Source organism: Tamlana sp. s12 (assembly GCF_016767215.1).
GTDB lineage: Bacteria > Bacteroidota > Bacteroidia > Flavobacteriales > Flavobacteriaceae > Pseudotamlana > Pseudotamlana agarivorans.
This window is the reverse complement of sequence record NZ_CP068547.1, coordinates 1,221,663-1,234,600: the sequence shown is the minus strand read 5'-3', so window position 1 is coordinate 1,234,600 and position 12,938 is coordinate 1,221,663. Positions and strand designations below refer to the sequence as shown.

At 32.8% G+C, this 12,938-nt stretch carries 21 protein-coding genes; 18 read left to right on the top strand and 3 right to left on the bottom strand.

The annotated features are described in order from the left end of the window. Genes JJL45_RS05200 through JJL45_RS05185 form a run of 4 tightly spaced genes read left to right on the top strand, consistent with a single transcriptional unit; the run spans nucleotide 1 to nucleotide 2,958 of the window. On the top strand, nucleotides 1–327 hold the full coding sequence (locus JJL45_RS05200; RefSeq protein WP_068602753.1) for a hypothetical protein: 327 nt from the start codon (nucleotides 1–3) through the stop codon (nucleotides 325–327). Next, the gene (locus JJL45_RS05195) at nucleotides 311–952 is read left to right on the top strand and encodes a hypothetical protein (RefSeq protein ID WP_068602754.1); all 642 of its coding nucleotides are present in this window, start codon (nucleotides 311–313) and stop codon (nucleotides 950–952) included. The genes JJL45_RS05200 and JJL45_RS05195 overlap by 17 nt, the downstream gene beginning before the upstream one ends. Then, a complete protein-coding gene (locus tag JJL45_RS05190) occupies nucleotides 924–2,636 on the top strand; it encodes a hypothetical protein (protein ID WP_068602755.1) in 1,713 nt (570 codons plus the stop codon). The genes JJL45_RS05195 and JJL45_RS05190 overlap by 29 nt, the downstream gene beginning before the upstream one ends. A gap of 28 nt (nucleotides 2,637–2,664) precedes the next feature. Beyond that, complete coding sequence (locus tag JJL45_RS05185) at nucleotides 2,665–2,958, top strand: hypothetical protein (RefSeq protein ID WP_068602756.1); 294 nt, start codon at nucleotides 2,665–2,667, stop codon at nucleotides 2,956–2,958. Between the two features lie 269 nt (nucleotides 2,959–3,227). Here JJL45_RS05185 and JJL45_RS05180 read toward each other — a convergent pair whose 3' ends face one another. From JJL45_RS05180 to JJL45_RS05170, 3 genes are read right to left on the bottom strand one after another with little or no spacing between them, the layout of a single operon-like run. After that, nucleotides 3,228–3,581, bottom strand: coding sequence for an ArdC-like ssDNA-binding domain-containing protein (locus JJL45_RS05180; RefSeq protein WP_068602757.1), 354 nt, complete (start codon nucleotides 3,579–3,581; stop codon nucleotides 3,228–3,230). 2 nt (nucleotides 3,582–3,583) lie between these two features. Beyond that, complete coding sequence (locus tag JJL45_RS05175) at nucleotides 3,584–3,808, bottom strand: hypothetical protein (RefSeq protein WP_068602758.1); 225 nt, start codon at nucleotides 3,806–3,808, stop codon at nucleotides 3,584–3,586. 54 nt (nucleotides 3,809–3,862) lie between these two features. Then, entirely contained in the window at nucleotides 3,863–4,246 is a 384-nt protein-coding gene (locus JJL45_RS05170; RefSeq protein ID WP_068602759.1) for a hypothetical protein, read from the bottom strand. Between the two features lie 481 nt (nucleotides 4,247–4,727). Between JJL45_RS05170 and JJL45_RS05165 the strand changes: the two genes are divergently transcribed. The 14 genes from JJL45_RS05165 (at nucleotide 4,728) to JJL45_RS05100 (ending at nucleotide 12,731) form a co-directional block, all read left to right on the top strand. Beyond that, nucleotides 4,728–4,964, top strand: a complete 237-nt coding sequence (locus JJL45_RS05165; protein ID WP_202664342.1) for a hypothetical protein — start codon at nucleotides 4,728–4,730, stop codon at nucleotides 4,962–4,964. Beyond that, entirely contained in the window at nucleotides 4,954–6,321 is a 1,368-nt protein-coding gene (locus tag JJL45_RS05160) for a hypothetical protein (protein ID WP_068602761.1), read from the top strand. Before JJL45_RS05165 ends, JJL45_RS05160 begins: the two co-directional genes overlap by 11 nt. A gap of 3 nt (nucleotides 6,322–6,324) precedes the next feature. Next, nucleotides 6,325–7,296 (top strand): DUF6712 family protein, encoded by a 972-nt coding sequence (locus tag JJL45_RS05155; RefSeq protein ID WP_068602762.1) that lies wholly within the window; start codon nucleotides 6,325–6,327, stop codon nucleotides 7,294–7,296. Nucleotides 7,297–7,392: 96 nt separating this feature from the next. Then, nucleotides 7,393–7,689: a hypothetical protein gene (locus JJL45_RS05150; RefSeq protein ID WP_068602763.1), complete on the top strand. Its 297-nt coding sequence runs from the start codon at nucleotides 7,393–7,395 to the stop codon at nucleotides 7,687–7,689. Next, nucleotides 7,686–8,630, top strand: coding sequence for a hypothetical protein (locus tag JJL45_RS05145; protein ID WP_068602764.1), 945 nt, complete (start codon nucleotides 7,686–7,688; stop codon nucleotides 8,628–8,630). The genes JJL45_RS05150 and JJL45_RS05145 overlap by 4 nt, the downstream gene beginning before the upstream one ends. After that, nucleotides 8,627–9,085, top strand: coding sequence for a hypothetical protein (locus tag JJL45_RS05140; protein WP_068602765.1), 459 nt, complete (start codon nucleotides 8,627–8,629; stop codon nucleotides 9,083–9,085). Before JJL45_RS05145 ends, JJL45_RS05140 begins: the two co-directional genes overlap by 4 nt. A gap of 37 nt (nucleotides 9,086–9,122) precedes the next feature. Then, a complete protein-coding gene (locus tag JJL45_RS05135) occupies nucleotides 9,123–9,305 on the top strand; it encodes a hypothetical protein (protein WP_068602766.1) in 183 nt (60 codons plus the stop codon). Then, the gene (locus tag JJL45_RS05130; protein ID WP_068602767.1) at nucleotides 9,289–9,681 is read left to right on the top strand and encodes a hypothetical protein; all 393 of its coding nucleotides are present in this window, start codon (nucleotides 9,289–9,291) and stop codon (nucleotides 9,679–9,681) included. The genes JJL45_RS05135 and JJL45_RS05130 overlap by 17 nt, the downstream gene beginning before the upstream one ends. Nucleotides 9,682–9,725: 44 nt before the next feature. After that, nucleotides 9,726–9,911, top strand: a complete 186-nt coding sequence (locus JJL45_RS05125) for a hypothetical protein (protein ID WP_068602768.1) — start codon at nucleotides 9,726–9,728, stop codon at nucleotides 9,909–9,911. A 65-nt stretch (nucleotides 9,912–9,976) separates the two neighbouring features. Further along, nucleotides 9,977–10,651, top strand: a complete 675-nt coding sequence (locus JJL45_RS05120) for a hypothetical protein (RefSeq protein ID WP_068602769.1) — start codon at nucleotides 9,977–9,979, stop codon at nucleotides 10,649–10,651. Between the two features lie 275 nt (nucleotides 10,652–10,926). Further along, nucleotides 10,927–11,229 carry a hypothetical protein gene (locus JJL45_RS05115; protein ID WP_068602770.1) on the top strand — a complete coding sequence of 101 codons (303 nt, stop codon included), beginning with the start codon at nucleotides 10,927–10,929 and terminating at the stop codon, nucleotides 11,227–11,229. Further along, complete coding sequence (locus JJL45_RS05110) at nucleotides 11,208–11,375, top strand: hypothetical protein (protein WP_202664341.1); 168 nt, start codon at nucleotides 11,208–11,210, stop codon at nucleotides 11,373–11,375. Before JJL45_RS05115 ends, JJL45_RS05110 begins: the two co-directional genes overlap by 22 nt. 158 nt (nucleotides 11,376–11,533) lie before the next feature. Continuing rightward, a complete protein-coding gene (locus tag JJL45_RS05105; protein ID WP_068602771.1) occupies nucleotides 11,534–11,737 on the top strand; it encodes a hypothetical protein in 204 nt (67 codons plus the stop codon). A 67-nt stretch (nucleotides 11,738–11,804) separates the two neighbouring features. Further along, nucleotides 11,805–12,731 carry a hypothetical protein gene (locus JJL45_RS05100; protein WP_068602772.1) on the top strand — a complete coding sequence of 309 codons (927 nt, stop codon included), beginning with the start codon at nucleotides 11,805–11,807 and terminating at the stop codon, nucleotides 12,729–12,731. The last annotated feature ends 207 nt before the right edge of the window (nucleotides 12,732–12,938 follow it).

Sequence of the window (12,938 nt, the reverse complement as noted above, 5' to 3'; positions counted from 1 at the left end):
ATGGATTTAGTAACTAAATTAAAATTCTCTCAAGAAGAGTATGAGCAAATCGAAGACCTATCGGCGGTTAATTATTCGCCAGAGCGCATTGCAAAATACTTAAGTGTAGATAAAAAGGCCTTTTTAGAACTCTGGTATGATAAAACATCTTTGGTAAGATACCATTACGATCGTGGTGAGCTTGTGGCGCAGTTTGAAATAAACCAGAAACAACTAGAGAATGCTAAAAAAGGCAACATCACATCGGCTCAAATTCATTTTAAAATAGCCGAAGAAAACAGAGTTGAAAATATAAAAAAGCAAGTGTTTTATGGGGCTGAAGATTGAAGATATCAATATTAGTATAATTCACGAATACGTGAGTTCTGGAAAAATTGAAAGTAACGAAGTTACCGATCCGGCCATCCCTAAATATTTAGAATTACTAGATAAAGTTAGGGGGATGTATAACCGTATTGATGAGTTTGGGCATAAGGAGGCTATAATGAAACACCTTATTAAGGTGGAAGGCTTAAGCCGTTACCAGGCTAATAATATTTATAACGATGCTCTAGAGTATTTTTATTGCGATAAGCAGGTAAGTAAGGATGCGTGGCGTAATATTCTAGCCCAAGATATGCGTAAAAATTACATTGCAGCTATTCAAATGGCGAAAACGACCTCTGATATTGCCACAGCTAATAAAATATTGGTTGAAACTTCTAAAATATTGCAGTTAGATCTCCCCGACCCTGTAGAGGTTGATGATGCAGCTTACACACAGCCGTTTAAAATGTATAGTGTTGATGCCGAGTTTTTAGGTCTTCCAAAAATTGACCGTAGAGAATTGGCTAAGCAAATTGAAGCCTTGCCTGAAATGAGCGAAAAAGAAATTATAAGGCTTAAGCAGGAGGCTAATGTTTTACCATTAAAATTATTCCCAGATGAGCACGAAGACCCACGTAAGTCTTGAAAATGAAAATGTAGAAGGCCGTTATGCTAGTTGGATTAAACAGACTATCGATTTAATTGGCCCTAAAAACTTGTTTTTGGTTTTAGGACGTGGTGGTGCTAAAACATCGGATATTATAGCCGATAGAAGTATTGATATCATGTACGATATGCCTCGAAGTTATTCGGCTTTTGTTGCCGATACTTACGATAATGCATTGCGTAATATTGTACCAACTTTAATCGAGGGGTGGAGCCAAAGAAAAGGCTTGCGTGAAGGTGTGCATTATGTGATTGATGAACGGCCACCGTCTAATTTTGAAAAACCATATAAGCCGCCTCAAACTTATAAGCATACTATTAGCATGTGGAATGGTTGTTTTTACAACTTAGGCTCCTTATCGCAGCCTACAGGATTGGCGGGAAACTCCTACCAACATATTTTTGTTGATGAAGCGAGAAACACAGATTTTGAGAAACTTAAAAAGTTGTTTCCTGCCATGCGTGGTGATTTTGTTCACTTTGGGCACTCCCCTTACTTTAGAGGGATGACGTGTACTACCGATATGCCTAATGTTGCCGATGGTGACCATGATTGGATATTAAATCAATCTGAAAACATGGATGTCGAACAAATTAAACTGGCTTTGCAGTGCGGTTTGGTTTTAAACGATATTAAGAAGAAATATTTTAGGGCCTTAAAATTTAGAGATCACAACGAGTTGGAGCGACAAAAAAAGGCTATGGTTCGTTGGAAGGCTAATTGGATTCGTGCTAGAAAAGATTCTACTTTTTTCTATGTGGTTTCTAGTTTGTCTAATGTCGATATTTTAACACCTGGTTACTTTTCTGATGCTTTAAAAGCATTAGGTATAGAGGAATTTAAAACTGCGGTTTTAAGCTTTAAAGCCCAAATTAAAAAGGGTGAAAAATTCTATATGAATTTAGGTGAGCATCATTTTTATGATGATGGGGTTATTGATAAGTATTACGAAAAATACGCTATTGGCGAGGAATTTAAAAGTGTATCGCTTGGACTTAAATATGTGCAACATAATAAGCCTTTAGATTGTGGTGTAGATTTTGGCGATATGTGTAGTATGGTTGTGGGGCAAGAACGAGGTAATTTTTATTATTGCTTAAAAAACTTTTATACCCTTGCTCCCGAAAGCAGTAAGGAATTGGCTAAAAAGTTTCTAGATTTTTTCGAGCATCATCATAAAGGCGCGAAGGTTTTAAATATGTATTACGATAGGTCGGGAAATCAATACCAAAAGGTAAAGAGAGATTGGGCTAACGAGTTAAAAGATCATATTATTAAACATGATGGCAAAAGTACTGGTTGGGTTGTTAATTTAATGAGCCGTAATCAGTCGGTTATTTATCAAGAAGAGGAATACAATTTTGCTAAAAAGTTTATGGGCGAATACTACAAAGAACTGCCTAAACTTAAAATTGACAAATATCAATGTAAAGAGCTTAAAAGCAGCTTAGAACTTACTAAAACTAAAATCCGTAAAAATACGCGTACTGGTAGTATGAGTATCCATAAGGATAAGAGTAGCGAAAGTTTAGCGCTACACCTTAGGCCTTTATATTCTACAAATTTTAGTGATGCTTTTAAGTATTTAATATATCGTACAAATTGGGTTAAAACAGCAGACAGAAAGGTTAATACCGGAATGACTGCGCCTAGTATTGTTTAGTAGAATCATGAATTTAATTTAAATAATTATGTTAGAAAAACGAAACCGTAAACATCCCAGTCAGAAAAGTAAAACCCCGTTGCAACCATCTAAAAAAGCTATGAGAAAAGCTACTATTGTTATCATGCCGGATGAAGAAATTAAGGTTGATATAAAAACAGGAAATGTTTCTGATATTGAAATGGTGCAATATCTTAGAGATATGACAAAGCATTTTGCAAATGTTATAATAAATGATGCTACCGAAGTGGTTGGTGATAATGATGAAGAAAGAGCTAAGTATATTGATTGGAGAATTTCGCAATCTGGAATTGGCAAATAGTTGAAGACGTATTTACGAGCCAATTAAAGAGCGTTTTTAATGCGGAAGAGTAATCGCTAAGTTAGATGTAAAAAAAGCTAACAGGTGTTAGCAGTGTCCGCCCGATAGGGCGAATTTTTTAAAACTCGCCTTTGGGGATTAATGTGTTAAATATTTTCGTTTATTTTCGGCTTAATCAATCCATATTTTACGGTGCTCTTTTCAGGTTTTTGTTAAAGGGGTAAGTCTCAAAAGAACGACTAAGAAAATTCATCCCCTATCGCGCGATATTAATTTTTTAAAGGTTCAACTTGTGCATTGCTAAAAAGATAAGCGATACCGTAAAACTCAAATTCTTCGTTTTCTTCGTTGTTTGGTTTTTCTTTTGATGCCTTTTGTGGCTTGCTCCATATAAAAAAAGATTTAGATCCTTTTTTTACTGCAAACCCTTTCTTTTTCCATCCTAAAAAGGAATTAAATTCTTGATGCTCTTTGCTTTTATACCAATCTAACAACACACTGTTTACAGTGCCTTCGTTGGTGGCTTCAATAATTTGTTTCGCCGATTTACTAAGATTTTTTAAAAGTTGTTTTCTTTCGTCTCGGCTTTTGCAATTAAAAATTTGTTGGTGTAAATTTTCCATAGTTAAAAAATGTATTCGTTAAAATCGTTGGTTTGTGTTGTGTTTTCCTCAATAAATTTATCGGCAATAGAAACGGCTTTATTAAAAGCATCTTTGCATTGAGTTTTAAAAAACTCATAATCCGAATAATTGAAAACACTTGAATATCCTTTTTTATGTAGAATGGATTTTACTTGATTGGATAGTTTATAAGCATTATATTTGCTTAGATTTTGTCGTCTAGTCATGATGAAATTATGTTATTAAAAGCCCCGCATCCGCAAAATGCAGGGCTTTATGGTTTATATAATAAAACTTAATACTTCTTTTTCGCTCACATCGGTAATGCGTTGTAATTCCGATTTTACAACATATAGCACTTTTTCAATAACTTGTGAATTTGATACTTCAAAAGTAAATCCTTGTGCATTTTCCAATATAAAACGCTCTTTAGTTCCATCACTAGAAACAATGAACTTTTGTAAAGCATCATTTTTTTCATTTAAAAATTGGTGCCTAGTAGCTAGAATTTGAAAATTTTCTAAACGTTTTAACCTGCTTTCTGCGGTTGGGTTCAATAAATCGTTTGCCGTTGTTTTTGTTTTTTCGGGTTGCTCGCTGTTTTTAACAGTTGAAAGGTTTACGGCTTTTTTTTCTGTGGCTCTCGCCTTTGTTTGTGTACTCATGATTTTAAATATTATGTTATTAAGAATACTCTAATATACGAAAAAGTCGCAAAATAAACGACTTTTTAAAGAACAAAATAACGCATAAACTGTTGATTTTTATATATTTAAACCCTTTCTAAATAAGTGATTATTTAAGATTAAAAGCTCTTAAATTATTACAGTTTTAAAATATTTCCTGCAATAAAATGTTGACTTTCAATCTAAAAACCTACTAAACATAGGTTTTTGGACTTGAAATAAAACTACTCTCCCCGTCCCGCTGAAAATCGTATATGCAAATGCACGCCTTTAAAACTGTGGAAATATGATTTTAAGCCCTCAACGGCTTGGCTGCTCCTTATTTCATACATATAGCACACAACAAAGCATACAACCAACCAATAGTGTCGGGTGTACCATGTCTTAACAGATTAGTTAACGAATAGATAGTATTGTAACTAATTAAATCAATATGGTAACCTATCAAGTCATTAAACAAATGAGACACCTATCCGATAACGGTATTCCATTTAGTATGGAGTACATATCGTTAAACAATCAAAAGCAAGCAAGTAAAGGTTTGGTTGTAGTAACAAAGGCTTTGCTTCGCCCTGCACGTAAAACAGAGGCTTATAGTTTGTTATCATATACGGATTTAACAACAAATGAACCTAAGCATGTTCATTTACCATTAATAATGAAGTTTAACGGAAAGCTACTTAAACATGGAAATTGAATTCACTGGTAAGAACGCTATAGTTCATGCAGATAATATTGCCTTCTCTTATGAAGTAACCAATAACCCTAGAGACTTTGAACTGTACAGAGGAACGAAGGATAGTTTAGAGTGGGACCATCAAAGATACTTTGTTGGTGAATACATTATCCATCCTTATGGTGATGCTAACAACTTACCAACCATAATTAAAGATGTTGTACTTAACAATCATTTAGCCCCTGGATCATTAAACAAGCAGGCAAATATGCTATGGGGTAAAGGTCCTAAGTTATACAAAGAAACCTTTAAAGATGGTGAGCTTGTATATGAGTGGCAAGAAGATAAAGAAATACAGGCTTGGCTTGACTCTTGGGATTACGAAGATTATTGTTTAAGGTGTGTGGTTGATTTCAATTACCTTAAAGGAGTATTCACTAAGTTTTACTTAAGACGTGGTAATAGAGACGGCAGCAATAAAGGTATTGCCAAATTAGAACATGTGTTGCCTGATACGGCACGCCTAGCATCTCACATTACAGATAAGGATATTAAAGATCCATCGCACATTATTATTACCGATTGGGCTTTTAAAAATGTAGATTCTATTCTAAAATCTAAGGCTTATTATAAGTTTGATCCGCTTAAACCTTTTGCTCATAAAAACGCAGTATTCTATTCTAATATGTACACCTTTTGTACTGAATATTATTCTATACCAGAAATCTATGGAGCGTTAGAGTGGATTAAACAAAGTACAGCAGTGCCGTTAATATTTAAAGCATTAAGCGAAAACTCCATTAATTTAAAATACCACATACAATCGCCTCAATACTTTTGGGATGTTGCCGAATCTAAAATAAAAGATGCATGTACTTTAAAAGGTGAGAACTACCAAGACAGTATGTTGTTGGAGTATCAAAAAAAATACCTACAGAAAATTACTAGCGTGCTATCTGGAGCCGAAAACGTTGGTAAGTTTTTACACACCACTTTAAAACTAGAAGTTGATGGCACTAATTTACTAGAACATGGATGGAAAATTGAAAAGATTGATCAAAATGTAAAAGATTTTATTGAAGCTCAAATAAAAGTGTCTGAGCGTGCCGACCATGTTTTAACCGGTTCACTTGGTGTACATAGCGCCTTAGCAAACGTAGGTCAGCAAGGGAAAAGCGATAGTGGAAGCGAACAATATCAAGCACTAAACGGCTATTTAGCAACCAGTGTTGATATACCAGAAATGATTGCTTTGAAAGCTATTAACTATGCGATTAAAGTAAACTTCCCTAATAAAAAATTAAAGCTTGGCTTTTATCATTTAGGAACCAAAAAAATGGAAGACACAACACCAAAAGAACGTAATCCACAATTGTAAGTTATGAAACTATTATTCGGAAAACCAGGAGAGAATCCCGATTTAGAGCTACATGCTTTATTAGGGAACATTGATAAAAACATAGCCTTCACAAACATTCAACCAGAAATTGAGGAAGCAACTAAGGAAGTTATTAAACTTATAGGTAAAGATGCCTATGAGGAAATTTATAACGTATACCGACAGGCTACCATCGCAGACGATGAAGCCGAGCTTATTAAATCTGTTCGCTATCCTATTGCTTTGGATGGGTATCGTCATTTTGCCATTTCTTCTGATGTTGTACATGGAAATAATGGCCGAAAAATAAGAGTAGACGAGCATAATAAAGTGCCTTTCGAGTGGATGATAGACCGCGATAACGAAGCCCAAGAGCGCCGTTATTATAAAGCCCTGGATAATATGTTAGATTACCTTGATGAGTTTAGTGCAACATGGATGGCAAGCGAAGAATATAAAGCCACCCAAAAATATTATGTTAGAAAAACATCCGATTTTGAAGATGTTTACCCTATCGAATCAAGGCTTTTATTTTTACGATTATTACCTGGATTCCGTCGGGCTGAAAAAAAGCACATCATTCCTATAATCACTCCAGCTGTTAATTCCGATTTTAAAACGAGACTGCAAACGGGAGGTCTATTCAACGATGACGAAAAGGATCTGTTAGAACTATTGAAAGAAGCCTCAATATATTCGGCTTTAGCATGGGGCATGCGTGTATTAAGAATAACATTATTTCCTCAAGGCATATTGCAAAGTTTTGTTACAGAACGTATGACTACTCAAGGTCGTAAGCCCAGTGAAAAATTAGAAACCGAATTAGCAGCTCAAGAGTTAGAAAAACGAGCGCGTGAAGTTTTAACAGAGCTTCAAACCATCGTTTCACCACCAACCCAAACCGATATTGATTCCCTATGCCCTACTAATCCAAATTTCGCATTCGACGATGATGACGGATTTGTAAGCATGTAGAGTCAAAACCCAATCAAATAAGCGATACCCTATAAACAAAGGGCTCGCTATTGATTTACTAAAAAATATTAATCAAAGAATCAAATAAATAAACACATGAAAAAATTAATTTTAAAAGTCTGGTTTTATTTTTTCCCTAAAGCTATTATCAAAGAAGTGAACGAAAAATTACAAGATGCTGTAATTAAAAAAAGTCATGATACAGGTACTTTAATTCGTGATATTCGTCAATACTTATTAGAGGAATACAAAGTAGGTGGACGCTCTCAATACATTCCTACCAAATTTAAAGATCGTGAAACTATAGTAAAAAATGTAAGGTTGCAATTTGGCGAACGCATGCAAGCTTCAGGTATTATACTAACCAATAACCTAAAATTAAAGGCAGCATGAATACTTTAGAGTTTCCAGAACGAAATTTAAACATGTATCTACCCGAAGATTTAAGTGAGTGTGATACTAGGCAGTATATTGAAGTAAGCAGCCTCATGTTTAAATATAATGAGAAGGAAATAAATTTCGATGCCTTTAAAAGTTTGGCTTTATATAAGTTGTTGAATTTAAAATTAACCAAAAACTTATGTAAGGAAGATGAAGTCACTAAAAACGAAAACATTGCATTACTATCGGTGCTTATTGAGTCATTTTTTGAACCTATAGATAACGATAACCCTAACGACCCTAAAATAATAAAGCAAAACTTTATACATAATCCATTGCCAAAAATTGCGCCAACATGGTGCACTTATTATGGTCCTTCAAACGCCTTTAAGAACATAACCTTTGGTGAGTATATCGACGGTTTAAATTTTTTTTTCGAGTACGAAAAAACAAAAGATACCGAGCTTTTATATTTATTAATGGCAGTTTTTTACCGAAAAACTAAGCCCTTTCATTTTATTAGGAAAACATTACCAAATTACAATGGTGATCGTAGAATAAGGTATAACGATACTTTTTTAGAAAAGAGAGCTAAAAAATTAAAAGTATTACCAGAAGGGTATGTATATGGTTTCTACTTGTTTTTTAGCAGTTTTCATAAATATTTAACTACAGCCGAAATAACCTTAAATGGAGAGCAAATTAAAATAGGTAAATTATTTGGCAACGACGACCCCGAAAAAGCATCTAGTGATTTAGAAAGCATTGGATTCAAGAGTATAGAATATCAAATTTCCGAATCGGGTGTTTTCGGTACAAACAAAGATGTAAGAAACACCAATTTATGGGAAATTCTTATTAAGCTTTACGATATGTATAAATCACATAAGGACCATTTGGCGCGTAGTAAAAAGGCAGAATCCGAAGCAAAACAAAAAGCACAACAAAAATGATAGATATTAATTTTTTAAGAGGATACAGTACCAGGTTAAAAGATTTTATTCCTGCTATTAATTTCGATAAAGTTATTGTAGATGACACCCAAATGGTAAACTTTTTACAAGACAGGTCGCGTTTAGATAATCAGCTACTATTCACCGTAATACCAGACTTTAATCCAACGGGGACAAATTTGGATAACTTACAGTTCCAGTCTCAAACGCTTATGTTGGTGTTATATAAAACCAATTATAGCGATATCTCTCATGATGAGTTTTTAGATATTATGCAAGAAACTTTATTAACGGCCGTAGCTATTAAAGAAAAGATGATCGATGATAAATTAAATTATACTGCAGCAGGTTGTTTATACATGAAACAACTAAATGCAAATAGTATAACCATAAAGCCTGTCTGGGGAAAAGCCGAATGTAATGGTTGGAGTATAGAATTTAATTTTGATAGTTAATTAAAAAGCCGTAAATTTTACGACTAAATTAATAAACATGTCAGAACAACAAATAAACGAAGCGCTAGAGTTAATACTAAAAAATAAAGTTGCAAGAAACGAGTTAAATATAGATAAGCGTTACGCTTACGACTTACGGCACCGTTTATCTGTTTCGGCAAAACTAGAGGTTTTATGGCGTGCCAATAAATTACAGTTAAAAGATGAATTTACTGAATAACAGAACCAAGGTAAACGACGATATTTTAAAAAACCTTTTCATACAAAAGCAGTTGCAGGAAGAGGCTCAAGAAATAGATAAAGCGCAAAGCAGTTTAATGAGTAGTCGAGGCTTTACTTCACCAGAGTTTTTTAGCGATCGTAATTTTGCTGTAAACCAAACCACATTAACTTATTCTCATTTACAAAAACACCGTTTTGTAGATATGAAAACGCGCCAAGTTAACAATGCAAAAATTAAAAAAGCAAGCCATCCTATACACAATCGCATCATATTTGGTCATTTAAATAATATTATTAAACGTATGCATTTCGGTTACACACAAGCTGTAAAAGAGCAAATGCAAGAGCTGTACAATAATCTCTCTAAAAAGTAATTAAAGCTAATAGTAAGCCCCGGAACTATTAAATCTTTATTATAATGAATACCAACCAATTCAATTCTTGGGCAAACGATTTTTTTTCATTTTTCACTAGCGAGGAAATTAACGAGCTTACTACCGAATTACTAGAAGCTTATTTGCATTCTCATGGTGCTAACAACCAAAAAGAACGTGAAAAAATGTATTTCTTTCTTAAAAAGTTAAAAGGCTTAAGCAAAAACTAATTATTAACCTAAACCTGTACTTTGTGCGGGTTTTTTTATATTTACTTACTAAAGCCTAAAAAGAAATGAGAAAAACAATGTACTTTCTAATGATATTATTTTTTATGTCTTGTAATGTAGATTCAAAAAAAGACACTATAATATTTAAAAAAAAACAAAGAGATTCTGTATTTACTGAAGAATTTTCACTTCCTGAAAAACTTAGCTATTTAACTTATGAAAAGGCATTAAAAATGTTCTTAAAAGATTCAATACTGGCAAGTAAAAATGATAGTATTGATAAAATAGAATATCTTTCTTTTAAGTTTCTTCCTTCTAGAAAAAAAAGAGGTGTTAACCCAAAAGTTAGAACTAAAGAGTTAGATAGTATTTGTCTTGCTGAAGTTTTAAAAGAGATTGAAATAAAAGAGACTAGGCGTAAAGAAAGAGAGCAAATGCAAAAATTAAAACCTTCCGAATACGCTAGGATTCAAATGTCAGGTCTAACAAATGAGATGTTTAAATCGAAATTAAGTAATTGGGATGGATCTCTTCCTAGCTTAGTAGAGTACACTAAAAAAAACCTGCATAATCCGGACAGTTTTAAACATGTTGAAACTGGCTTCATTATAAGAAAAGAATATGTTGAAGTAAAAATGATTTATCGTGCAGAAAATGGTTTTGGAGCGATTCGCAAAAGTTATATAGTAGCTAAATCGGATAGGGATGGTAAAATATTTGAAATTATAGATAGCAATTAAACATTTGCTCTTTCATATATTTACTTATTAATATATTTAAAAACAACTATTTACACATAAGTATATAGTTGTTTTTTTTATGTGTGCAATCGCATTTTGTATAGAAAAAATATATATGTTTGCTTTGTCTAAATAATTTCAAGGAGCAATCCTTATACATATTTTTCTATAATAGAAGCTCATCTATGGTGGCCATAGCGAAAGCGAGGCAACTCGATTCCTTGAATTGTTTAGACACACCTATAGGGTGAGCTTCGCGTTTAATATTTTCAGTTATGTCTAAAGAAAATAATTCAACAAACGGCTGTTTATTAGCAAGAGAGCTACTAAATTGGTCTACAGACACGGCACTATTACACTGCCCAGAACATCAAAAGCAATTATTAACCCAGTTATTTAACGACTGGTTAACAACTCCCTTTGCCGACAACAGGGACGACCGTAACGAACTTATGGTTGTGCTAGAAAACTTTAAAACAGTATTAGGCTTGTTATCTTCAAAATCTGAAGAGGACTTAAATCAAGTAAATCGTATTAACCTTAAATTACAAGACTTATGTACTACCGCAACAGCATAGATGTATTTAGTAGCGAAGGCGTTTTTGTAGACGAAGGTTCGCTTTGGAAAAAAGAAAACGATTTGTTTGTGTTGGTTGACGATGACCAATATGTAACATTACCCGGTAATAATATTCATTTTTATAGGGAAGACGTAAACAAATAATTTACTATTATGTAAATTGTAATTACATTATATACTTTTTTGTATATATTTGTAAGATAGCGTCGTAGCTATCTAGCAAAAATATTATTTAAGACCCCTCAGTTTAGTTTTACGACGCGCTATTCTGAGGGGTTCTTTATTTTTTACAACGAAAAACTATGAATTCATTAGAGTCATTTAAAAAAAAACAAGTATTAATTTCTAAGTACTACGAAAAAATTAAAATACTTAAAATCCAAAGAAACGAAACCAATGCGCAATTAAAAATTGTTCAAAAGAGGTTTGAGGAATTAATCAACACAGATGCAGATGTAGACCAATTAGCGTTATTTGAAAATTTAGATGAATATCTGCTAGATTAAACAAGAGTCTTAATGCTCATTTTTAAGGCTAAAAAATGAGCATTAAGAAATTAAAGCAACACGATACATGATAGAAGATATTAAAGCTAAAATGTTAAACACAGATAGCAAACATCCTTTTTCATCTGGAGATTTTTTTAAATTCTTTAAATATTCAATTCATAGAAATTTTAAAAGATATTTAGATAATCCAAAATTTTACAAACATTTACTGTTTAATGAATACGAAAAAGTAGTTTCACGAAGAGCAGAAACGATATCCATGGATAGGGAAATATTTTTACAACTATGCAAGCATCGTAAAATAGATACTTCAAGTTTTATAGATTGCTATTTTCAGTACCATAAGGATAGAGTAAGAAAATCTACCGAATATTTTCCTAATTTAAAAAAAGGCGAAAAGCATACTTTAAAAATGTATAATCGCCCTGCGGGGAAGTATTATTCGCATAGTTTAAACACAATTAATTTAAGTGATGCCATACTAGCCGACCCTTTCGATGTTTATAAATTTTGTGTAACTCAATTAAAATGGAGGCATTCGGCTTTTTTGGCAAGTGTTATAAACTCATATTTAAGTACTGGACAAGACAGCATCCCTTATCTTAATTACGATAATATTGATAATGAATACCGTTTAAGTTATTACAATTTAACCTTATTATTGTTAGAAGAGTATCCGTTAAGTAAAAACCAAAAAGAACTTTTAAAGCATTATATAGAATGCATTAAAGTTTTAATTAAAAAAACCACTGCAATAGATCACAAAAAGCGATTTTATAAAGAAAAGGCTATGTCTTTAAAAAACAAAAAGACACCTGTTTATGTAGATATTAAGCAACTAAAAGCATCTTTAAGGGTAGGTGCTAAATTATTTCATCCAGACAAAAACCCACAAGGGTTAGAGTTATTTAAGGAATTCAACAAATATTATATGGATAAAGATGTATATAGCATGAATGAAATGATAAAAAAATACAATCAAATTTTTTAATCCTATAACACTTTAAGGGGTCTATAATCACCAATGGTTCATTAAAATTTCTAAGATAATTTACAAATAAGTAAACTTTTATTGTATATTTACATACACGAATTTTTTTCATATCAACAAGGGTTAATAGTTAAAGCACCAACATCAAGTTGGTGCTTTTCTTTTTATAGGGGTGTTCTCATGTCTTAAAGCAGCTCATATTCAAGC